The organism is Paenibacillus sp. sgz302148 (assembly GCF_056120465.1).
This window is the reverse complement of sequence record NZ_JBVYOJ010000028.1, coordinates 13034-35194: the sequence shown is the minus strand read 5'-3', so window position 1 is coordinate 35194 and position 22161 is coordinate 13034. Positions and strand designations below refer to the sequence as shown.

Here is a 22161-nt window from a genome sequence, read left to right as displayed (position 1 = left end):
AGGGGCAGGCGCAGGCTCAAATAAAAAAAAGCGCACAGGCGAAAATGCCCGTACACCTGTACGCCGCACGCCTGAACGCTTTCTTCGAGGATGGCTCCCCTATATTTAAATAATCAAACTGCTGACCGCGATGCTTGTTCCGATATACACGAAGCATAACAGCACGCCCACCGCGATGTTGCCCTCCTTGAGCTGATCCGATAGCTTAATGCCCGGCGTCACCCAATCGAAGATCCAATACGCGGCAACAAGGCATACGTACCCGACCAAAAACCACAACGCCATGTGCAGAATTGACGTATTCGTATAAGCCGCTACGCCAAGCACGACCGCTGTCGACAGAAACTTGCCGCCCATAGCCAAACCGACGGCGGTATTGCCTTTCTTCAATTCATCAAGATCGTTGAACGGAGTCATCCAATTAAAGATGATCATGCCGATTAATTGCAGGACGATGATCACTACGATACTGACGAAAATATTTAAAACTATCACTCGGCCCACCCCCGGAACTTAGCCATCGCTAAATCGTAATTTTCGAAATCGTGCACTTCCTCGAGATGCGCTTTTACTTTTTTCTTGTCTTTGAACTGCTTGTAGCGCTCTTCGTTGATCGGCTGCTTGACCGTATGGCCCGACGGCAGCTTTACGACGGCAAATTCCCGCGTTTTGCCTTGATATTCCGTTTTGTATACGCCGATCAGATCAAGATCCGCGTTGACGCTCACTTTGACGTTGTCCATATCTTTTTCTGCGGCTTCCTTCGTCCGGTACGATTTGATCGGCATCCAGGACGAAAGCCGGACATCGTTTTTGTTGTTGGAATCGGTCGTCAGATCGGCCGTCATAAATTGCATGACCCATATTTTATCGCCGGTCGCGTAGTTGTCGTCGTTCGGCAGCAGCTGATTGTCCGGTTCCAGCGCCATGTCGCCGTCGATCAAATCGCCCACCGTCATCTCTTGGATTTTGTAATCCCAAGGAACGGTATGTTCATTCGCCGGAGCCGAGTCGTAACCGGAAGAATCATAGCTCGCATCATAAACGTCATACTCATTGCCCCCGATATTGCTAACGATCCCAATAAAAATGATGACAATAATCGCAACGACCACAAAACCGAAGATGCGCGACGTATCCCCGCCCTTGCGGCTAACGCTGTGACGGCGATTGCTGTCCAGCTGCCGGTTCCATTCCGATCTCCGATTTCGCTCTCCGTTCTTCTTCCAATCGTCGCTCATCGCTTGTTCACTCCTATCGCCACAAAATGACTGCTGTTGCCGGTAATGAGTCCCCCGGCGCGGCCCAGCAAGCCGCAGGGCTTGCCGTTAATAACGAACATGCCCGTCAGCAGCCGATAGTCTCCTGTATGCAACCGTACTTCGGCCATTTCCGCCCTCTTCTGAAAGACGCGGTTAAAAAACACGCTCGTATCGAACCCTTCTTCGTCTTGCGCGACGACATTTCCCGTCTCGTCGTAGATGAGCACCGAGCCGCCTTCGCGGCCGAACATCGATTTGGATACGTAGCTGTCGTCGAAAACCGGCTTGTTATACGTAGGCAGCATGTAGCGCTCGATGGCCTCGTGCTCCTCCGTGTCAAACAGGTCGGCCTCCAGTTCATGAAGCCCCCAAATGACGGCTTGCAGCCCTTTCGATTGCAGGATCACGGCGTGCAGCGAATTCGCAATTCTCACTTTGCCGGTTTCGATCGCATAAGCGAAAGCTTCGCCTCCGTCGTCGATGCCCATCCATTCCTTCGGGTACAAGGCGAATAAGCTCGGTATCGCTTCGCCGTTCGCATCCCGCAGTACCCCGTCGTCGACCCACAAATCGAGGCAATCGGCCATGCTGATCGGCAGTCCAGAATGCTTCGCCAGCATGTCGACCGTTCCGCTGTCTTCCACATGGCTGCCGTATCCGACACATGCCGCGTAAGCCGGCTTCTCCGCCGACCATGCGTCGCGAATGCATTCGGCCATCCCCGCATTCGGCGTCCAGACGCCGTATTGCGCGCACAGCCATGGCGTTGCGACCGAAGCTTCCACGTACCCGGTAGGCGTGTCCGCGTTCAGCTCCAGCAGCTTGATTGTACCGTCCCCTGCCACGGCGAAATCGAAGCGTGCATAGCGGCTCAGCTTGCCGAAACCGGCAAGCGGCAGTTGATCGAGGCCGTCCCAGAGCACCTCGGGGATCGATAATAAGGCATACAGCTCATGGCGTCCGGCGACGAACCTTGCGGCTTTGTCGAAGATCCCCCACAGTCGGGACGATGCTTCGAATAAAGCGTTATACGTCGTTTCGTCCATCGTGACAAGCTGATCGATCCAGTATTGTTCTTCTTCCATGTCCGCCCATGCAAAACCAAGCGCACGCAGCTCGGCGACGCGCCCTGCACGATCCGGATGCGGCATGCCGACGACTTCAAAAGCCATTATCCGCCGAAGCCTCCCCCGGAAGATCCTTTGGAGCTGGAGCTGAATCCGCTGGATTTGCCGCCGATGCCGCCCGGCGACGACGAAGTCGATTTATTGACCGGCGAACGGCGGGTGATCGTACCCGATCCGTCGGTCGTTTTTGGCCTTACGCTCGAACCAACGACGGATTTGTTCTGGAACGCCTCGGAGTCGAACTTTTTGCCTTGATAAGGTTGATTCGTCCTGGCGTCGTAAATGCCTCCGCGATTGTACCAGCCGTTCGACGAATACGTGCCGCTGTTGTTGAACAACAGGTGGTACAACAGCAGATCGTCCCATCCGAAGCCATTGTGATAGATGGTAGGCGCGCTGCCTCCGGAGCCGGAGCCGGTCGAACCGCCGCTTGACGCGGCTCCTTCGCCCGAGCTTCCGTCTTCCTTCTTATCCTCCGGTATCGGGATGTTCCAGTCCATATTCGCATCGAAATATTGCTTGACCTCTTCGCTGGACCATTCTACGAGTTTTGCCTCGCCCGTGTCCGTCGCCGTCGTTTCCCCCGATACGGTCGGCATCAGGAACAAATTCGCCATCAGCGCAAGCCCGAGCGAAGTCGACAGCACCTTGAGCGGTTTGCCCTTATACAGCAGCTGAACCGGCTTCGTCACGTCGAGTTTAGCTTTTGGCTCATCTTCGCTAATTTTATGCTCCTCGTTCATTGTTGTTCTCCTTTCCTTACGCAAGTTGCCCCGCGATTGTTACGGTTTATCCGCCGATACGACCAGCAGCTCGAACACGCCTCGATTGACGTTTAATCGCCCTTCCAGCATTTCATACTCGGCGTCGTTCACCGTAAGATAGTTCGCATGATTCAGCAGTGCAACCATATCCACCGTCCATTCCCGCTCGTCGATCGTGACCAGTTCCCCGTTTTTTTGTTTTTCCAAAATAACGACTTTTGTGCTCATTTCGGTCTCCTCCATCTTCTCGTGAATGATCTCTATTACGGAATGCCGCCATGCAAAGTTTCACCGGATTGCCCGCAGGAAAGACAAAAATCGCCGCAGGCCGATTCGCTGCAACGATTTCCGCTGTTTCGGATCAGGCGCCGCGCATCAAATCCCGCAGCATCCGCCAGTTGATCAGCTTAATGTTCTCCTCCCGAAGCACCCGCTTGATGTCGGCGTCGCGGAACAGCTCGTACTCCATTTGCCGTTTCGCATGATGGGGCATAATTGCTTTCAGCTCATCCGTATCGTAGAAAGGATGGATGATCATTTCCGTCACGCCCGGCTGCATCGTTCTTAGTTTATGCTCCATCTTCTGTTTTACGACCGGATACGTTTCGCCTTCCTCCAGCTGGAACGACAAGCCGTCCAAATAATCGATCAGAACGACGCCGCGGCGGTCCGCCGATTGCACGCGCGCGGCATGCATCGCCTTAAGCGGGTCCGGCATGGCGCTCCATTGCGTCCCCAGATATCGTGGAAAGCGATACGGCAGCCCAAACTCCTCGCAAATATCGAACGTCTCCTCCACGAAATCCCGTCCGCTTGCAATCCCGTACAAGCTGCCCATATGGTTGTCGAGGTGGGTCGGATCGATGCCCATGGCGATGCCGCGTTCCACCTGAGCTCGGATTTCCGCTTTCACCTGCGATGACTCCGCCTGCTTCTCGAATTCCAGTGAGCTTTGCGGAAAATATCCGAGCGCCGTCACAAGGCTGTCGCTTGCGCCGTTCTGCGCGACCGGCCCCCATTTGAACGTCTCCCACTCGCTTGTGAACGTCAGATGGATACCTACGTCGAACGCAGGATTGCCCGCGGCGATCCGTGCGGCCGCAAGCGACCATGGACAAGGCACCATCACGGTCGCCGACGAAATAACGCCTTCCCCGAGCAAGTCTCGGATGGCGATGTTGCCGCTGTGGCACATGCCAAAATCGTCCGCATTCACGATCAGCAATCGGTCCTGCGAGGAATATCCTAATTTTTCGACCAACACGGAAAACGCCTCCTTATCTTTATCCTTTGCCGAGCCGCCTAACGATCGAATTCTTGCTGTCTATACGATTGTACCATGGCGAGGCGGAGAGATATACCCTGCAGTTCATCGAAAAATTGCCTTTGACGCAGTTAAAAAGGAGAAGGAGCAAGCCGCAGCCTGCTCCCCCTCGAACGGTTTTATTACCGACCATACGATCCTATTCAACCAAACCCGTTCTTTCCACACTCTCCACAAAATAACGCTGCGCGAATGAATAAATAAGCAGCGGCGGCAATATCGTCAAGAAGCTTGCGGCCATCTTGATCGGCTCTGCCAAATATTGCGGCAGTCCCGCCGATTGGATCAAGCTGTCAAGCGACTGCCCGAGACGCGACATCTGGACGGCCAGCGGCACATCCTCCGAGGTTCCGAGGAACATGCGCGGCATATACGTATCGTTCCATGTCCATACGAACGAGAACAAGAAGACGACGATGATCGCCGGTTTGGCAAGCGGAAACATCACCTTGAGGTAAAACTTGAGCGCGCTGGCGCCGTCGATTCGGGCCGCTTCCTCCAGCTCCCGCGGCTGCGTCATGAAGAACTGCCGGTAAATGATCACGAACAGCGACCCCTTCACCCCGAATCCGAACAATGCGGGGATGATCAGCGATACGAGCGAGTGATCCAAGCCGATCGATCGATAGGCAATAATCGATGGCAGGACGACGACCTGCGGCGGAATAATAAAAGCAAGCAGCAGCAGGAAAAACGCGGTCCGCTTGAACGGAAATTCAAGCCTCGCGAACGCATATCCGGCAAAACCGCAGGATAGACAGTGAAATACGGCGACGGACAAAGCGACGACGATGCTGATGATGACCGATTTGTCGTATTTCAATACTTCCCACGCCGAATTCAGATGTCCCCAGTAGAGCGTCGACGGAATCCAGGTTACCGTCGGATCGATGATATCCTTTGCGTTCATGACCATCTTGACGATCATCTTCAAAACCGGCTGGATGTAAATATAAGAGGTCGTCAAAAATACGGCGTACAGAAACAGCTTGAAGATCAGACCGTTGTTGACCTCCCGGCCTAATAACGCGTAACGGACATGCCTCGTTTTGTTCTTTAAGCCCCATTTGCGTCCGAGCCCTTGCCTTTGCAGCCATTTGCCCTTGACGGCATTCAATTTCGTTAACATGGTTCGCCTCCCTTATCGCCGCGCGCCGGAACGGTTCCGACTTATCTTGAAATAGAACAGAACGACGATAGACAAGAACAATAGGACAATCATAAAATAAATCCAGACCAAAGCGCTGTTGTAGCCGTACGATCCTTGCCCGTTGCCGATCAAATCCATAATCGGATTAAACGGATACGTAAATAGGTCGACGACGGTGTAAATCAAATTGAGCAGAATAAACGGGGACATCGCGGGCAGCGTAATTTTCCAAAATACTTCCCAAGGCGAAGCGCCGTCGATTCGTGCCGACTCGTAGGCTGATGCCGATATCGTCTGCCGTCCGGCGAGGAAGATCAATATTTGCACGCCAGAAAACCATAACACGAGAACAAATCGGTTCAGCACCTGCTTGATCGGATTCGTCCACGAGCTGTCGCCGAGAAATTTGTCCAGGTAACTCGCGAGCTCATAGCGTTCGAGAAATCCAAGGCTGCCTTGGCCTTGATTGACGAATTCCGTCAATACGTAACCCGTCGAGAAAATAACCGGCAGGAAAAATATCGCCCGGAACAACATCCGCCCGCGCAGCTTCTGATTCAGCAAAATCGCGATCAGCAGCGAGAATACGAGGATGACCGGGATCATCACGACCGCTTCCTGGAAAAAAGGGATGATATTGTCGTACAAAGCCGAGCTTTCGAACAATATCGATTTAAAATATTTGAGCCCGACATAGTCGTATTTCATTTTGTTCGGCAGCACTTTGACATTGTGAAAGCTCATGTACAAGGAAAAAACAAGCGGAAATCCTAGAAACGCCACAAATCCAAGAAACCACGGCAGGATGAACACCGTGCCTTCCACCTTGCGCATCGTTTTTCTCGAAAATCTCGGTTTATGCTTCATCCTACTCCCCTCCCCATGCGGTAAAATCGTTCGCCTTCACGGAAATTCCGTTGCCGGAATAAGGGGTTTCGTTATAGTTCACGACGATGTGCCTGCCATTCGAGTAGGTTGTTTCAAATACGCCGTCCGCCAGCCTGCTATGCCCGGTGATGAACTTGTCGCGGAGGCCGCCTAACGCTTCGTTGTACCGCTGATAAAGCGAAACCATCTCTTGCGTCCAGTCTTTGTAATTCGTGCTGTAGAACGTGAATAGCGATCTTGACTTCATCAGCTTCTGCGACTGCGCATACGTGATGAGAAACGAAGGCTCGGCGCCGTATTCGATGCCTTTGAGATAACTGTTCACATAATCCCCGCTCAGGTTGGCGTACTGGTGCGAATACGATACAAGTCCGTGCACCGCGATTTGCGCGAACGGAACGATCCGGTCGACGAACATATCGTAGGAATAGTCGCTGTACATTCCGTCCAAATGGTTGGCGTACCGCGCAGCATACAGATTGCCCTCTCTCACTTGCACCCCGCCAAGCGCTTCCTTCGTACGCTGCATGATTCGCTCTTGGATTTGCCTCGATTCCGGACGCTGGATCGCATAATTTTCGTTATAATCCGAGTTCAAAAAATTGCCGATCGCCCCGCCGTACAAATAACCGTCCACGTTCAAATTTCGGGCGTCCTCCAAATCGTCGCCGATCACTTTCTCCATAAACTTCGGACTGACGAACGTCACGTCCATCACCTTGTTGGAATAATCGATGATGGCGTCGCTTAAATCGCGCATGCCGTCCCTGCTCTTGCGGAAGCCGTCTCCGCCCGTATTATTGAAGGAATAGGAAGAGGCTTCGAGATAGACGGGAAATCCTTTGGAGTGGGCGTAGTCAACAAACGTCCGCATGCTTTCATTGCCGCCGAGGCCGCCGGCTACCGGGAAATGACCGCCGTATTCGCTATACCCGCCCTTCTGCCAGCCGTAATACGCGATCGACATCCGCTCCACGCCAAGACTGCTGAGCTCCCTAACGATCTCCTTCGCTTGATCCGTTGTCGTTAACGGCAAATAAGAATCCCACAAAAACCCTTTCTCCGTATCCGCGCCAAGCAAATTCAAGTGCAGCGGGACTTGCCGCTTGCCGTCCTGCAGCGGCTTCACGCCGCCTTCGTTCATCAGGTACGTCCGATAACGCGCGGCCATTTCCACGTAATCGGGATTGTTTCCGCTAAGGAAATAATATCGCGTCGCCCGGTCTCCCCCGATTCGTTCGGCATTGTACGTGTAGAAACCGTTGTTTCTTCGCGTATCCGTCGGCTGGAAAAATTTGAACCGGAACCGGTGCTCCGTCGTGACCCAATTGTAAGGGCTGAACGATTTGGACGGAACCGCGAATACACTGGCATACTCCGCCCCTTCCTGGATGACGCCGAGAACGGCTTGATTGCCCGATTTGATGCCGAATACCGGCATCTTGACCGGCTGCCTGCTGGAGAGGCTGGAGTTGAAGCTGTACGCCCAATCTTCGCCGTAAATTCGTTCGTAATAAAAGTTGATCATGTCCGGCTGATCTTTTTTGAAGTCGATCAAGGCGCCGGGACCGTCCGGGATGAGAAGGAAGCCGTCCTCGCGGTCCGACGTCTCCGATCCTAGAAACGGAAACAGCCGGATCGAAACAAGCCTCGCCATCGGATCTTTTGTATCCTTGGACTTTTGCTCCGACATATTCTTTTCGTCGATCAGACCGTCCTGCATGATCCGGGTTTCCACGTAATCGTCCTTTAACCGGACTTGTACCGGAATGACAAAGCCAAGCGCGGGAAGCTCGTAAACGATGCGAAACCCGTCCTCCGTCTTCTCGAAAGACTTGACTTTGCCGGACTGGGCCATATAGTTCGTTTCGATTTCCAGATCCTTGCGGACATTGAATTCGACATAACGCAGCATGAACGGTGACTGCAAATGGAGCTTCCATGCATCGGTGTTCTGCTCATCGCTCCATCCTTCGGGATTCGGGAACGATCTCCAGATCGACCCGGTCTTCTTATCCGTCACGATAAAATGGCCGGTTTTCCTATCTGCTTTCAGCGTTAGCTTATCGGTATCCGCCATAGTCTGGAATGTGTTTTCATCAGGCAGCGGCGATGAAGCTTTGCCCGCTTTGGCATCCTGTTTCGCCGTTTGGCCGGACTGTTGCTCCAGCTCTCCGGCTTCTCCGCCATTCGAAGTCTGCTCCTGCGCTTGCTGTCCGGTTTGTTCGGCTGTTGACGGCGGCTCCTGCCGTTCCGTAGACGATGTCGCTTCGGTACCCGCCGCTTTCGTCGATTTATCGCTTCCAGCCTGCTCCATCCCGCCGCTTTCGTTGGCGGATTCCGCGGACGGCGCCGCCACGGCAATGATCGCCGCCGATACGAGCAGCACGGCCACGAGCGCCGCGAGGATCAGCGAGCGGTTGGCGAGCTTGATTTTCATCACATCGTCACCTCCTGATAAATCGTAAACGTAAAGTTCGTCAGCTCCGAGGCTAGGCCGAAGAAGATGAAGATCAGCACCCATAGGACGATCATCGCAAATGCGGTCAGAAGTACGTTTACGATCGTTTCGCCGAAGCTGTAGTTTTGCAGCGATTGGATGTTCCAGAAGAACAGCAGTCCGCTCCAGATCGCCATGCCCGTTTCAAGTGCGTGATAGATCGACGCCTCGCTCATCGTCATGACGTTGGACAACAGTGCCAGCGGCAATCCTAGCATCGCCACCGGAACAAGCGCGTACGAGCTGCCGACGAAGACGTCCTTGAAGCGGGCTTCCCCTTGATAGATCGCCCCGATCAAATAGTTGCAGACGACCCAGGACAGCCAAGTTACGGCGAATATCGTCAGTATCGAAGTACTGCTCTGATCTGCAATCGGAATCGGGTTGAACGTAAAGCTCGTATAATACGTCTTAACGAGCAGCATGACAACGACGGTCAACAGTAAAATCATCGCGCTTATATATCCGCCCCGGTTTAAAAACCGCAAGTCGCTGAACCCTTCGAGCGGGTGTTTTAAAATGAACAGCGCGTGCTTCAGCTGACGGATCAGCTGGAAATCTTTCCACTTCTTTATCCGCAATACTTTGCCGAAGCCGATCGTTAGCCGCAGCTTTCGCTTGAGCCAAGACCAGATCATCACGGCGGCCGCTATGCCGACGACGATGTTCGCGAGCAGCGGAAAATTCCGTTGAAACCATTGCAGCCGAATTTGCCAATAGGCATTGGAGTAGCCTGCAGAATCGCCGGCAAGTTCGTAAAGCTCCTTCGCCCGTTCGAAATCCCCTTTATAGAACGCCGCTTGCGCAAGTCCTTTGTACGCCGGCGAATATAGCGCGTTCAGCTTGACGACCTGGTTCCAGTAGCTTTCGCTTTCCGCGTATTTGCCCTGCTGCGTCAGCGAATATGCATGGTGAACGGCGGTGCCGAACTCGGTCGGCTTGAACACCTGGATCACATTCAGCGCGTCGTCCAGGATGAACAATTCGTTTTTGGAATTGGTGGCGACCGCTACAGGACTCTGGTTGATGCCGACCTGCGGCGTGCCGACCGCGACCGGCCCGGTCCAATAAAACAGCAGATTGCCGGAGGAATCGTACTGCAGGACGATGTTGTTGGTTTTGTCGATGACCGTCAGGTTGCCGTCCCGGTCCACCGTAATATCCGACAGCACGCGTTCGGACGACGAGGACGAAGAATTCGGGGTTTTGGCTCCGAACGACAAGTTCTTCCACATGTTGTCTCCGCGGATGTTCAGCTTTTTGACCTGCTCCGACGATGAACCCGATACGGAATACATGAATCCTTCCGAATCCAGGTCGATGCTGCGAATCGTCGATGGCAGCAGTCGGACTTGCCGGCTCCGCTGCTCTTTCGTATAAAAAGCGGCGCGGATTTTATCCATCCAGCTCGTTTCTGTGGCATTCGTCCCGAAAAAACCGTAAAAATCGCCGTTCGGGTCGAGCTGCACGATCCCTTGATAGCTTCCGTTCGATACGACGTACAAGAAGCCGCGTCGGTCGACGACCATATTGGTCGGTTCATAAATAAAGCTTTCGTTAATAAACCTCGACTCGGGCCGCGTAAACTGCTGCACCAGCTTGCCGTCCTTGTTCAGCCGGACAATCCGCTTGTTCCCCGTATCCGCGATATAGATGTCGCCTTTCGCTGTGACAAAAATGCCCTGCGGCTGGTTCAGCGGGCTGTCCGGTATCGTCAACACGCGGATCACTTCGCCTTGAGCTGAAAAATGGACGATCCGGTTATTGTCCGTGTCCGAAATATAAATTTCGTCTTTGGAATCAATGTAAACGTCCTGCGGCCTCTTGAGCGGCGAATACGTCTTTTCTCCCTTTTCGTTCGTCACGTAGATGTCTCTCGCGATGACCCGGGATGGCGCGTAGGCCGGCTGCGTATAAATCGTCCGGCCGTAACTGTCCTTGGTAAAGGTCGAATAAGGAACCTCGGCCGCCGCGGACAGCGGGAAAACCGCAAGCGCCATCAAGCAAACGAGCGCGAGGACGATTGTGGATTGAATTCGGTTTACGTGCATCGTTTCGCTCTCCTTTGATTACTTGATGCCGGAATGCGCCATCGTGGCGATGAATTTGCGCTGGTTCACCAGAAAGATGATCAATGATGGAATAAACATGACAAGCGCGCCCGCGGCTGCCGCTCCTTGTCTTGCAACGGAATTCGCCAGATTGGATGTCAGGGTGCCCATATAGAACGGCAGTGTCTTCATCGCGTCGTCCTGCATAAACAGCGTCGACGTCTCGGCATTGCCCCAAGCCGTCTGGAACGCAATGATCGTAATCGTCGCCATCGCCGGCGTAACGAGCGGCAGCACAACGCGCAGAAAGATGCGAATTTCCGAGGCGCCGTCGATTTTCGCCGCTTCCATAAGTTCGCTCGGCACCTGATCCATGAACTGCTTCATCAGAAAGACGCCGACCGGCAATGCGATCATCGGCAGCACATGGCCGAGATACGTATTCATGATCCCGAGGCTTTGCACGACGACGTAACGCGGAATCGCGATCACTTCGGTTGCGAACAACAGCGACACCATAATCGCGCCGAAAAAAATTTTGTCGCCGGGAAATTTATGCTTTGACAGCGGGTACGCGCAGAGCGAGCCCGTAAACACCATACCGGCCGTCGCAAGCGCCGTCACGATGACGCTGTTGAAGATGTAGCGCGTCACCGGGATAAACGTGCTTTGCGTCAGCGACAGCAAATCGGTGAAATTTTGAATCGTCGGCTCCCGGACGATAAACGTCGGCGGGAACAGAAGCAGCTCATGCAGCGGCTTAAACGCGTGATTGAACATGTAGACGAGTGGCAGCAGCATGAATATCGCCAGCAGCGTAAGCCCGATCAGCAGAATGACCTGCGTCCTGTCGATCTGCCGCACAGAGGCAAAGCTATCCTCGAGACGATAAACGATTCTTCGGCCGAACGTAGTTTTGTTCGAGCTCATAGCTCATCCTCCTTCGGGGCGAACAACGTTCGGAGCAGCTTGTTCAGCAGCAGCATGATGATAAGCAGCACAATGGAGATGGCGCTCGCATACCCAAGCTCGAATCGGATGAATCCGTAGTCGTCGATATGGCTGATCATGAGCTGCCCGGCGTAATCCGGGGTTGGATTTCCGGCCATGGCCGTTCCGACTCCGCCCGATTTGAGCGTATTCACGATGGAAATAACGGCGGCGAACAGCATTTGCGGCTTCATCGACGGGATCGTAAGATACCAGATTTCCTGTAATCGGCTCGAGATGCCATCGATTTTGCCTGCTTCATATAGCTGCTTGTCGACATTGAGAATGCCGGCGAGCAAAGCGAGAAAGCCGATGCCCATGCTGCCCCAGATGGAAACGAGAATCATGATGTTGAGCAAATAATCTTTGTCCGCCAGAAACTGGATCGGTTTTTCAATAACGCCGAATTTCAACAGGAAGCTGTTGATGTAGCCGGTTCGGTCGCCGGTAAAAGCAACCTGCCAGACGACGGCGATCGCCACGCCGCCCGTAAGCGACGGGGCGTACATAGCCAAGGCGTACCACGTCCGCAGCACCCCCGGCAGCTGGGCGATGAACCAGGCAAGCAGGAAAGCGCACGCATAGCCAATCGGTCCGACGAACAAAGCGAACTTGAACGAATTCGGCAATACGTACTGCAGGAAAACGATGTCCTGGGAAAATAAATTTTGAAAGTTCAGCCAACCGACCCAGCTCGGAAATTCAATCGCGTTAAAATAAGTAAAGCTAAGCGCGACTCCCGCCACGATCGGCACAACGATAAAAATGATGAACGCGGCGAAAAACGGCGCGATGAACAAATACGACAGCCGCTGCTTCCACATATCGGCCCATAGCTGCCGGAGCTTGACGGCTGTACCGCGCTTCGCGGCCGGCGAAACGCCGATACGTTCCGGCTGTCGCCGCATTTCCGCCTGAACATTACTTGACATAGGGATCCGCCCCTTTCCACGGCTCCGCCATTTGCGGCAGATCGAGCGTCTTCAGCACGCTGCCGTCCTCGCTCTTGATATGAAATTCGCGCTGCTTCCGGATCAGCTCCCGATTAATTTCCCGTTCGGCTTTCTCAAGCGAAATTCGCGGCGTTTCGCCGTCGATAACCGCGCGGTTCCAGGCAAATCCAAGCTCACGGCCGGACATGTATCCCCCGGGGACGTTCGGAAACTCCCTCATCCATTTCCACTGCTCCATAAATACGTGCAAATCTTCCTGTTTCCATGGCATGTTCGCGAACGCTTTCGCGCTCGAGGAATTCCAGCGGAACGTCTCGCCGCTGTACTGCTCCAAATTGAGGCCGAACTCCGTTTGCGTTTCGTCCGACAAGTACCACTGCAGAAACTGCCATGCCAGATCGCGTTTTTGATCCGACGATCCTTTGAACATCATGGAGCTCACCGATTGCGATCCCCCGATCCACCTAGCGATGCTGCCGTCCTTCTGAACCGTTCCGGGTACCGGGGCGATGGCCCAATCCTCCATAATTTCCGGCGCGGCGACGAGCAGCTGCATGTATTGGTTGAAGTCGGAAATGCCGATCGGAATCGTCCCTTTTCGGAATTGGTTATAAAAGCTTTGCACCTGCTGCTCCAAACCGTGTTTGTTGAACAAATCGGTCCAACGTTTGAAGGCATCGAACGCTTCCGGCTCGTTAATCGCGGTCGATAATCCGTCGGACGTATACAGCTCCGCCCCGTTCTGCATAAACAAATACGAATAATCGCCCGGTTCCACGTAGAAGTTGTATTCGTTCTGAAGCAACGTCGGCAGCATGTCGTACACGTCGTCCCACGTATTCGGAACCGACAAGCCCAGCTGCTTCAAAATATCTTTGCGGTAAAACAATACTTTGAAGTTCATCGTTTCCGGCACGGCGTAATAACCGCCTTCGTAATAATAGGGCGTAAGCGTCCCCGGGCTGTACCGCTTCAGCAGATCGTCAGCACCGGGCAGCTTCGTCAAGTCGTATGCCGCGTGTCGGACCGCCAGCTCGAAAGGCATGCCACTCGGTACGCCAAGCGCGACGTCGGGGATGATGCCCGCCGCATTGCCTAGAATGAGCAATTCCGATGATTGAACGAGATTGATTCGTACTTTAACGCCGTATTTCGGCGTGAATTGCTCATCGGCGAGCTGCTGCAGCTCATTGACATAGTCTCTGCCCCAGAACATCCAGACGTTGATTTCGTCGTTCTTCTGTTTGCTGATCGAATTGCGGGCGTCGAAGGAATACAGCAGCGACGACAGCATCCCTTTCAATTTCTCCCACCACTTCGCCGTCATTCTCGGAAATTCGCCGCCCGCGGGTACAACCGCGATTCGGTCCAGCTCCAGCGGGCTATCCATCAAATCTTTGCGCTGATTGATCAATTTCTCCTGAAGCGTGCCGATCGTCAGCTGACTGGCCGGTATTTCGTTCGGATCGTCCAGCAAATCCTCGATATCTTTGGCGCTGGACAGAAACGACTGCGAGATGGAATCGGCTTTGCCGTTGATGCCGATCATCCGGTCCGACAGCTGATTCAGCTGCGACGCGAGCGTTCGGAGTCGATCCGTAATGCCGGGGATGTCGTTTTCGACGTCCCAAACGCGGTAACGATCCTCGCGGTTGCCGGTCGCCGTCCGCAAGTCCGATGAAATGGCTTTGAACTCGTCCAGCATCCCCTCGATTTGCACGAGCAGCGGCATATAACGTTCATAATTCGCTTCCATGCGAAGCGAATGGCGTCCTTTGGCGAGATAGAACTCGTATGGATTGCCCTCCGCATCCTGCAAGGTGACGCCTTGCCATCCCGAGCTGTATGGAAACGGGTAATTCAGCATTTCTTGAAAAGGTACTTTGCCGTCGATGGATATCGTTCGGAATACCGTCAGATTGGACCGGAAATTCTGATTGGCCCGCATGCCGAGCTTGTACAAGCCGTCTTCCGGTATGTCGATTTCCCAAGTAACGGCCTGGCCGCCCTTATACCAGCTCCAACCTCCTGCCGTATTGAAGCGGATGGCATTCAGCGATTCCGGCGTCGTCATCGGATCCCGGTTGTATTGAACCTGAATGGATGAAGCGTTCTTCGAGCTGAATTGCTCGGCTTCGATTTCAACGACCGATTCGTTATTTCGAACGGCCGAGGCAGGCATGCCGGCATGGAATTCTTGATAAGTAGGAATCCGCTCCTTCGGCTTTAGCGTAATCGCTGCCAGCGCCACCGGCTGGAGCATCGATTCCAGGCGAATCGTATTTTTCCCTTGCTTCAAATGCCACAGCAGAGGCTCGGCATACGCTCCGTTCGTGTCCCGCAGCGGCCCTGTGCCCCATGTACTCGTTTCTTCGATCAATGACCGCATCTGATTGCCTTCGTCATCGAATTTGATCGGCTGGCGGTCGCGGAAGGTTCGTTCCAGCGTCATCGAACGTGCTTCAACGAACGGATAAGATCCGTTGATTTCAACGGCCAATACAATGCGCTGCAAGCCTCCGCTCTTTTCGGCAACGATGGGATCGTACGTCGCATGAAGCTCATACAATCCTTCTTGCGGGACGTCAACCTCGTATTCGACCCATCCGCCGGATCGGCCCAACATTAGCGCGCCGTCCTGCCCTTTGTAGGAGCCGGCTTCCGCCAGGTCCGATTTGCTCAGCCACCGGTCGGCCTTGATTTCGACCGCAGCTTGGGCCGGCGGGATTCCATCCTTGTCCCATTGACCGCGCAGCTCCTCATAGAAAGGCTCCGATCCGCCCGGCGACAAGCGAGACCGCAATCCGCCGCCTCCCGTTTCGTTTGCGGCAGGAGACGGTTGTTCGCTCGCATAAGCCGTTGAATTCCCTTTCGGAGGGTAAGGAGTGCCGATCATCGTCACCGACAGGATGACGATGGCGATGAGTCCGCATATCGTTTTTGCTTTTCGGCTTGCCATCACTTTACCTCCAGTCAATCCGTCAACAGTTTTTCCGTTTCTTTATGGTAGAACAGCGCTTTCTCCATATCGAGCGCCACTGTAACTTTCATGCCGTCATTGAAATGGTAACGAGGGTGTGCACGAGCCACGAATAAGCTTTCCATTCCGATATTGAGATGATAATACCGGTCGGAGCCGACGAATTCGTCGAATTCAAGCACGCCGGGGATTTGGGAGTTCATCGGATTATCGAGTTCGATCTCCTCAAAGCTCATATGCTCCGGACGAATGCCCAAAATTACGGTTTTATCGATCAATTGCTGATCCTTCAACTGACTCGTTTGTTTGCCTGTCAGCTTCAGCGAAAATCGGTTCGTATGAAACTCGAGACCTTCTTTGCCCGGCAGCAGCTTTCCGGAAATAAAATTCATCGGCGGGTTGCCGATAAAATTGGCGACAAAAATGTTGTTCGGCCGATTGTACACCCTCTCCGGCGTATCCACCTGCTGGATGACGCCCCGGTTCATGACGACGACCCGATCCCCCATCGTCATCGCTTCGATCTGATCATGCGTCACGTAGATGGACGTGACTCCCATCTTGCGGTGCAGGCTGATGATTTCGGTCCGCATCTGAACGCGCAAACGTGCATCCAGGTTGGAGAGCGGTTCGTCATACAAGAAGGCTTGCGGCGTACGGACGATGGCCCTGCCTAAGGCGACGCGCTGCCGCTGGCCGCCGGACAGCTCCCGAGGCTTGCGGTCCAGGAAATTTTCAATTTCGAGCACGCGCGCGGCCCGTTTCACGGCCAAGTCGATTTCATGTTTCGGCTGTTTGCGCAGCCGCAGCCCAAACGCGATATTTTCGTAAACGCTCAAATTCGGATACAAGGCGTAATTCTGGAATACCATCGAAATATCCCGGTCCTTCGGCGAAAAATCGTTGACGACCGTGTCGCCGATATAAATTTCGCCCTCGGAAATGTCCTCAAGCCCGGCCAACATCCGCAAGGTCGTCGATTTGCCGCACCCGGACGGCCCTACAAAGACGAGAAACTCCCCGTCCTCGACCTGCAGATTAAAATCGTTAACGGCCAAATCCTTGTATTTGCCGTATCGTTTATATACATGGTTGAACAATATTTGGGCCAACGAATAATCTTCCTTTCGCGCCGCACAAGGGAGGAGCGCGCTCCTCCCCGCCGGTCGGTTATTCGTGCTTCTAAATCTTAGTTGGATGCTGCAGCTTGCGCTTCCTTGATTTTCGCTTCGGATTCTTCCTTCAGCTTCCGCAGATGCGTGGCGACGTCCATGTCCGATTCGGCGAACTTCGCCAAGCTGCCGCCGATATCGACGTATTGATCCCAGGAGCTGAATCGGTTTTTCGGCGTTACCGGCCAAACTTTAAAGAAAGCGCCTCTGTTTTTGTCGGCATAGGCTTCGACGTTCGTCCCGTACATTTTGCGAATGTCGGGATTCGATACGGCAGGACCCGACGCCATATCCTTCAAAATGTTAGTTTGGTTCTCGTCGGACATGTATTCGGCAATCACTTGGAACGCTTCGTTCTTATGCTTGCTGAACTTCGTGATGATCATCGGCGAAGTCCCGACGATCGGTCCGGCCGTAGGCGCATCCGCCCATACCGGAACCGGCGCGATGTCCATGTTTTTCTTGAACTCTTTGTCGCCCCAGTTGTCCCCGAGCAAGCCGTTCCACCACACCGTCATCGCCGCTTGTTTTTGGGGGAACAACAGCTTGCCGTTCGTGTGCTCGCCGACGATGCCCGGAATGCTGTAAAACTTCTTCATCCATTCAAAATATTTGGCGAACCCCGGATCTTTCGTAATGAGAACTTCGCCGGTGTCCGGGTCGGTTTTATTCAAGCCCATTTCGTTCAGCGGAACCGTAGCGTCGGCATCCTTCGAGCCATAGCCGAACTCCAGCCCGACATATTTTTTGCCGTCGCGCTCAGCCGTCATTTTTGCGGCTAACGTCAATAGATCTTCCCACGTCATGCTTTTTTCGGGATCCGGATAAGGAACGCCGAACATGTCGAAGATTTCCTTATTGTAGAAAAGCAGTTGCCCGCCTTGCCCGTCGGGGAATCCCATCAAGCGGCCTTCCGCGTCTTGCGCGCGAAGATAGGCGACAAGGGAAGGATCCAGCTTCGCTTCGTCGAAATTGTTCGTTTTCATCAGATCATCAAGCGGCTCGGGCAGATCCAGATCGAAAAACGGCTTAAAACCGTGGTTGCCGATGATGATGTCCGGCTCGGCGCCGGTCGCGAACAATTCCTGCAAGCCTTCGTTGGTCGATCCGTTGACTTGGATGAACTTCGCCGTGATGTTCTTCTCTTTCAATTTGTCGTTTATTAATTTGAACCGGGAATTAAACTGCTCTTCGCCCCAAGGATAGGCTACGGTGACCGTTACCGGCTCGGAAGGAGGCGCTGGTTTTTGCTCCTCCGGCTTCTTGTCGTCCGTACCGGTCTCTTTGTCGGTCGTCGTTTTGCCGGTTTGTTTCTCTCCGGACGTTTCGTTTTTCGCATCTCCGCCGGAACATGCACTCGCGATGAAGGTCAGAACCAGGATAAGTGCGATAAGTACCATCTTGCTTCTCGTAAAACGATTCATTGGACATCCCCCTTATTTCGTATAAAATTCAATTTTGGCCACGTTGCCGTGGCTTCCGCCCGTCCCGACATCGCCGGTGCTCCTCAGTTCCGGCATGACGGCCGAATCGGGATTTACGGTAACGCTTGGCGTTGATGCCGGGTCAAACCTATTGACAGCTTCCACCGTCAACCTTTCATCTGGGCCTTCCGCGACGACGGCGGCAACCTGCCAAATGCGGTTTCCCCCAATTTGGAACATGTGCAATTCCCCCTTTTCGTCAATGTTCATTGCATGAAAACGGAAAACACAATAGGTAAGCGCTTACTTCATCAAGCATAACAAAGATCGTGTGAATACGACGTGAGATTCCTGTGAATTTGGTGTGAAGACAAACAAACACCCATTCAGCGAGGCTCCCGCAGATTAGGTGTTTTAGGATTCGATCATATTGTGATTCGATTCTATTGTGATTCGCTTCGGCGGTTATCCGCTATCGCAACTCTTCGGCTCGCCTGGAACCCGTCACCGGGAACCTGGATCCCGGTTCGGTTGTTACTTCCGGCTCCCGCATCCTGCATAACAGTCCCATAAGAGCCAGCTGGATGCCTGTGATGACATAAGCATAGACGAGTAACGCAGCGATTACGGCTGCAGGACTCCATAGATGGTGCAGCATCAGACTCGTTCCGCCCGAAACGACATAAAGAACGCCCACGGCAATAGCCGTCTTCGACCAGGAGCCGTTCCCGTTCCAATACGAACGGCTGCGGCCCAGCACTTGATCCCAGGATAGCCGGTCAACGACCATCGTGAACTCCAAATAAATCCAAACGATGCGCAGCACGGCAAAAACAAGCAGCGAAAAGAACTGTCCCGCCGGGCCGAACAAGGCGCTTAAGCCAAGCGTAACGCCAATCATGGCGATATATACGATGACGTTGTACACGATGAAAGGAATGAACATGGCTGTGCCGTTCCGCATGAAATGGGCCATATCCGGTTTGCCGCCGGTTGCAATGGATTGCAGACCTGCAATGTACCCGCCTTGTGCAAAGCTTCTGAGCAGCAGGAACACAGCAACAATGGCGATCCCCGCAGCCGAGCCGTCCCGGCCGAATAAACGCAAATAATCCAGCGAATTGGCGAGCAGCGGGTTGTTCGAAATATGACTGAAGGACGGCAAGCCGATATCGAGCAGCCATTTCAGCGAAAGCCTAGGCTCTCCCGCGAATCCGGCCAGGCTCCAGCCGGCCGCAAGCGCGAGCGCATCCAGAACAACGGGAAAAACAACAAGCTTCCATGCGCCGTTCAACCGGCGATATGCTTCACGAAACATTTTGCGCCCCCTACTTAAATTGCGGTCATTTCGCCCGCTTGACGTTCCGTTCGCGGCATTGCCGGCAATCGGATCGTGAAGGTCGAGCCATTGGCAAGCTCGCTTCGCACATCCATCGAACCGCCATGCGCATCCACGAGAACGCGCGCGATGCTCAGGCCGACGCCGAGGCCGCCGCTCTCTCTGGAGCGGGACTTATCCGCCCGGTAAAACCGGTTGAAAACGTAGGGCAAATCCTCCTCGGAAATGCCGATGCCGTTATCGGTGCAATAGATGACCGTTGTGTCATCGTCCGTCGTCAGCCCCATTTCAATCGCTCCGCCCTGCGGCGTATATTTGATCGCATTGGAAATGACGTTCGACAGCACCTGGATCATCCGGTCCGGGTCCGCCTGAATGTAGCATGGAAAATATACCGGCTGCAGCTCGAACGAGATTCGTTTATCTTGAGCTAAGAACAAGAAGCTCTCGTGAACGCTCTTCAGCAATTGCACCAGATCAACCTTCTGCACATTCAGAGTAAACCTCGCGCCTTCGGCCTCCGACAGTTTTTCCACGTCTTTGACGAGTCGCGACAACCGGTCGATCTCGGTATAGATTTTGTTCATGTTCGTAACGTTGAGCGGGTATATGCCGTCGATCATCGCTTCGAGCCTAGATAGGACGGAGGTCAGAGGCGTCCGAAGCTCGTGCGTCAAATCCTGCATCAGCTGCTTGCGCCATTTTTCTTGCTGCTGGAATTCGTTCAGCAAATAATTAATCGTTTGATGGAGCTCCGCTTGCTCGGAAGTCGCTGCCGGCGGCACGGCCGCCTCAAAATTGCCGCTCAAGACGGCAGCCGTATGGTTCTTCCCGTCCCGAAGAGGCTTAGACAGTCTATAGGCAAGTCCATAGCTTAGCAGCAGCGTGGCAACCAGCAAGCCAACGTAAATGATTTGCGCATACTGCTTCGCCGTTTGGTTCATATTCGTGAAATACGGAAAATAATTGTCCCTGTCCAGATCAAAATGCACCGATAAGTTGCCGACAAGCCGACCGTCTAGAATTAAAGGCAGCTCAACGGTGTACGGACTTGCCAGTCCAGCATCGTTCACATTGTCGAACCGCACGTTCTCGCCGGTGGAATCCGTATAACGAATCGTGCCGGCATATTGCCTCGATAAGCTGTCGAACCATGCCGCCTCGCTGTCGGTCAGCTTTTCCCCCGAAATGCGGTCATGCAGAGCGTGGGCCATTTTCAGGCTCTGGTCGTCCAAATATTCGGTTTTGTATGTAACGAGCAGCTGATCCCACAAGCTCATAAACAAGGCGTACATTGCGGTGACCAATACGATGCTAAGCAGCCCGATTAAAATAAAGTATAACGCTAACGATTTCTTGAAAAATCGGGAGATCCGCATCATTCGTCATCCGGCATATAGTTGAACTTATAGCCGGCCCCCACCTTAGTCACGATGTAAGTCGGGTTTTTCGGATCGTCTTCGATCTTTCGCCGAATGTTCTTGATATGCGCATCCATCGTCCGGTCATCGCCGATAAAGCGGTATCCCTGAACCTCGTAAGATAAATCGTGCCGGCTGAACAATTTGCCGGGATTTCGGGTTAGAATATTAATGATTTTGTATTCGGTCAGCGTCAGGTTCGCCGGCTTTCCGTTGACGATCACTTCCTTCGATTCGGAATAAATCGTAAACCGGCCGCGATTGAAGCGCTGCACGGTTTTGCTGCCTGACGAAAGCGCCTGCATTCTGCGCTGGAGCGCATAAATCCGGGCGATGACTTCTTTCATCCGAAACGGCTTCGTGATATAATCGTCCGCGCCCAGATTCAATCCGTTGATCGTATCGGTTTCATTGGCTTTAGAGGTCAGCATGATGAGCGGCACGTTCGAAAATTGCCTGATGTTCCGGCATACTTCCTCGCCCGACATTCCCGGCAGCATCAAGTCCAACACAATCATGTCCAGACGTGTCGTACGCACCTTCTCTACGGCGTCTCTTCCATCGGTGGAAACGCTTACCCTCCAACCTTCATTAACAAAATAGGATTGCAGCACGTCCCGAATCGGCGTTTCGTCTTCTACGATCAGGATTTCCATACGATTTCCCCCAATGTCATTGAATTGATGTTGCCCGCAACAAAATTTTACATGATATGAAAAGGACCATCGCTGATGGCCCCATTGCCAATAACAACTGCTTTTATTTGACGAATACCGTTTCGCCGGAAGAAGCGCACTCCTTCCCAATCTAGGTCAA

At 53.5% G+C, this 22161-nt stretch carries 19 protein-coding genes; all 19 read right to left on the bottom strand.

All coding sequences use genetic code 11. The features are described from left to right. Nucleotides 1–105: 105 nt before the first annotated feature. The 19 genes from AC0LWM_RS29135 to AC0LWM_RS29045 all read right to left on the bottom strand — a co-directional run bounded on the left by AC0LWM_RS29135 (nt 106) and on the right by AC0LWM_RS29045 (nt 22001). Entirely contained in the window at nt 106–495 is a 390-nt protein-coding gene (locus AC0LWM_RS29135; protein WP_474678543.1) for a DUF350 domain-containing protein, read from the bottom strand. Continuing rightward, complete coding sequence (locus AC0LWM_RS29130; protein ID WP_474678542.1) at nt 492–1241, bottom strand: signal peptide protein; 750 nt, start codon at nt 1239–1241, stop codon at nt 492–494. The genes AC0LWM_RS29135 and AC0LWM_RS29130 overlap by 4 nt, the downstream gene beginning before the upstream one ends. Further along, a complete protein-coding gene (locus AC0LWM_RS29125; protein ID WP_474678541.1) occupies nt 1238–2434 on the bottom strand; it encodes a glutathionylspermidine synthase family protein in 1197 nt (398 codons plus the stop codon). Before AC0LWM_RS29125 ends, AC0LWM_RS29130 begins: the two co-directional genes overlap by 4 nt. Next, a complete protein-coding gene (locus AC0LWM_RS29120) occupies nt 2434–3132 on the bottom strand; it encodes a hypothetical protein (RefSeq protein WP_474678540.1) in 699 nt (232 codons plus the stop codon). The genes AC0LWM_RS29125 and AC0LWM_RS29120 overlap by 1 nt, the downstream gene beginning before the upstream one ends. A gap of 39 nt (nt 3133–3171) precedes the next feature. Next, on the bottom strand, nt 3172–3381 hold the full coding sequence (locus AC0LWM_RS29115) for a hypothetical protein (RefSeq protein ID WP_474678539.1): 210 nt from the start codon (nt 3379–3381) through the stop codon (nt 3172–3174). 133 nt (nt 3382–3514) lie between these two features. Continuing rightward, nucleotides 3515–4417: a polysaccharide deacetylase family protein gene (locus AC0LWM_RS29110; protein WP_474678538.1), complete on the bottom strand. Its 903-nt coding sequence runs from the start codon at nt 4415–4417 to the stop codon at nt 3515–3517. 199 nt (nt 4418–4616) lie between these two features. Next, complete coding sequence (locus AC0LWM_RS29105) at nt 4617–5606, bottom strand: carbohydrate ABC transporter permease (RefSeq protein WP_474678537.1); 990 nt, start codon at nt 5604–5606, stop codon at nt 4617–4619. Nucleotides 5607–5618: 12 nt separating this feature from the next. Next, nucleotides 5619–6494, bottom strand: coding sequence for a carbohydrate ABC transporter permease (locus AC0LWM_RS29100; RefSeq protein WP_474678536.1), 876 nt, complete (start codon nt 6492–6494; stop codon nt 5619–5621). 1 nt (nt 6495) lies between these two features. After that, entirely contained in the window at nt 6496–8955 is a 2460-nt protein-coding gene (locus tag AC0LWM_RS29095; RefSeq protein WP_474678577.1) for a DUF5696 domain-containing protein, read from the bottom strand. Further along, a complete protein-coding gene (locus AC0LWM_RS29090) occupies nt 8955–11066 on the bottom strand; it encodes a YIP1 family protein (protein ID WP_474678535.1) in 2112 nt (703 codons plus the stop codon). The genes AC0LWM_RS29095 and AC0LWM_RS29090 overlap by 1 nt, the downstream gene beginning before the upstream one ends. 18 nt (nt 11067–11084) lie before the next feature. Beyond that, the gene (locus tag AC0LWM_RS29085; RefSeq protein WP_474678534.1) at nt 11085–11996 is read right to left on the bottom strand and encodes a carbohydrate ABC transporter permease; all 912 of its coding nucleotides are present in this window, start codon (nt 11994–11996) and stop codon (nt 11085–11087) included. Further along, complete coding sequence (locus AC0LWM_RS29080; RefSeq protein WP_474678533.1) at nt 11993–12988, bottom strand: carbohydrate ABC transporter permease; 996 nt, start codon at nt 12986–12988, stop codon at nt 11993–11995. The genes AC0LWM_RS29085 and AC0LWM_RS29080 overlap by 4 nt, the downstream gene beginning before the upstream one ends. Beyond that, entirely contained in the window at nt 12978–15968 is a 2991-nt protein-coding gene (locus tag AC0LWM_RS29075) for an extracellular solute-binding protein (protein WP_474678532.1), read from the bottom strand. Before AC0LWM_RS29075 ends, AC0LWM_RS29080 begins: the two co-directional genes overlap by 11 nt. 14 nt (nt 15969–15982) lie before the next feature. After that, entirely contained in the window at nt 15983–17101 is a 1119-nt protein-coding gene (locus AC0LWM_RS29070) for an ABC transporter ATP-binding protein (protein WP_474678531.1), read from the bottom strand. A 77-nt stretch (nt 17102–17178) separates the two neighbouring features. After that, nucleotides 17179–18585, bottom strand: a complete 1407-nt coding sequence (locus AC0LWM_RS29065) for an ABC transporter substrate-binding protein (RefSeq protein ID WP_474678530.1) — start codon at nt 18583–18585, stop codon at nt 17179–17181. A 12-nt stretch (nt 18586–18597) separates the two neighbouring features. Further along, complete coding sequence (locus tag AC0LWM_RS29060) at nt 18598–18825, bottom strand: hypothetical protein (protein WP_474678529.1); 228 nt, start codon at nt 18823–18825, stop codon at nt 18598–18600. 232 nt (nt 18826–19057) lie between these two features. Next, entirely contained in the window at nt 19058–19903 is an 846-nt protein-coding gene (locus AC0LWM_RS29055) for a hypothetical protein (protein ID WP_474678528.1), read from the bottom strand. Nucleotides 19904–19917: 14 nt separating this feature from the next. After that, nucleotides 19918–21303 (bottom strand): sensor histidine kinase, encoded by a 1386-nt coding sequence (locus AC0LWM_RS29050; RefSeq protein WP_474678527.1) that lies wholly within the window; start codon nt 21301–21303, stop codon nt 19918–19920. Then, nucleotides 21303–22001: a response regulator transcription factor gene (locus AC0LWM_RS29045; RefSeq protein ID WP_474678526.1), complete on the bottom strand. Its 699-nt coding sequence runs from the start codon at nt 21999–22001 to the stop codon at nt 21303–21305. Before AC0LWM_RS29045 ends, AC0LWM_RS29050 begins: the two co-directional genes overlap by 1 nt. Nucleotides 22002–22161: the final 160 nt, after the last annotated feature.

Bases quoted from the DNA above. Each gene is read 5' to 3' on its own strand.
- AC0LWM_RS29105 (WP_474678537.1), bottom strand. From the start codon at position 5,606: ATGTTAACGAAATTGAATGCCGTCAAGGGCAAATGGCTGCAAAGGCAA.
- AC0LWM_RS29080 (WP_474678533.1), bottom strand. From the start codon at position 12,988: ATGTCAAGTAATGTTCAGGCGGAAATGCGGCGACAGCCGGAACGTATC.
- AC0LWM_RS29125 (WP_474678541.1), bottom strand. From the start codon at position 2,434: ATGGCTTTTGAAGTCGTCGGCATGCCGCATCCGGATCGTGCAGGGCGC.
- AC0LWM_RS29060 (WP_474678529.1), bottom strand. From the start codon at position 18,825: ATGTTCCAAATTGGGGGAAACCGCATTTGGCAGGTTGCCGCCGTCGTC.
- AC0LWM_RS29095 (WP_474678577.1), bottom strand. From the start codon at position 8,955: ATGAAAATCAAGCTCGCCAACCGCTCGCTGATCCTCGCGGCGCTCGTG.
- AC0LWM_RS29085 (WP_474678534.1), bottom strand. From the start codon at position 11,996: ATGAGCTCGAACAAAACTACGTTCGGCCGAAGAATCGTTTATCGTCTC.
- AC0LWM_RS29050 (WP_474678527.1), bottom strand. From the start codon at position 21,303: ATGCGGATCTCCCGATTTTTCAAGAAATCGTTAGCGTTATACTTTATT.
- AC0LWM_RS29090 (WP_474678535.1), bottom strand. From the start codon at position 11,066: ATGCACGTAAACCGAATTCAATCCACAATCGTCCTCGCGCTCGTTTGC.
- AC0LWM_RS29065 (WP_474678530.1), bottom strand. From the start codon at position 18,585: ATGAATCGTTTTACGAGAAGCAAGATGGTACTTATCGCACTTATCCTG.
- AC0LWM_RS29045 (WP_474678526.1), bottom strand. From the start codon at position 22,001: ATGGAAATCCTGATCGTAGAAGACGAAACGCCGATTCGGGACGTGCTG.
- AC0LWM_RS29075 (WP_474678532.1), bottom strand. From the start codon at position 15,968: ATGGCAAGCCGAAAAGCAAAAACGATATGCGGACTCATCGCCATCGTC.
- AC0LWM_RS29120 (WP_474678540.1), bottom strand. From the start codon at position 3,132: ATGAACGAGGAGCATAAAATTAGCGAAGATGAGCCAAAAGCTAAACTC.
- AC0LWM_RS29130 (WP_474678542.1), bottom strand. From the start codon at position 1,241: ATGAGCGACGATTGGAAGAAGAACGGAGAGCGAAATCGGAGATCGGAA.
- AC0LWM_RS29115 (WP_474678539.1), bottom strand. From the start codon at position 3,381: ATGAGCACAAAAGTCGTTATTTTGGAAAAACAAAAAAACGGGGAACTG.
- AC0LWM_RS29100 (WP_474678536.1), bottom strand. From the start codon at position 6,494: ATGAAGCATAAACCGAGATTTTCGAGAAAAACGATGCGCAAGGTGGAA.
- AC0LWM_RS29055 (WP_474678528.1), bottom strand. From the start codon at position 19,903: ATGTTTCGTGAAGCATATCGCCGGTTGAACGGCGCATGGAAGCTTGTT.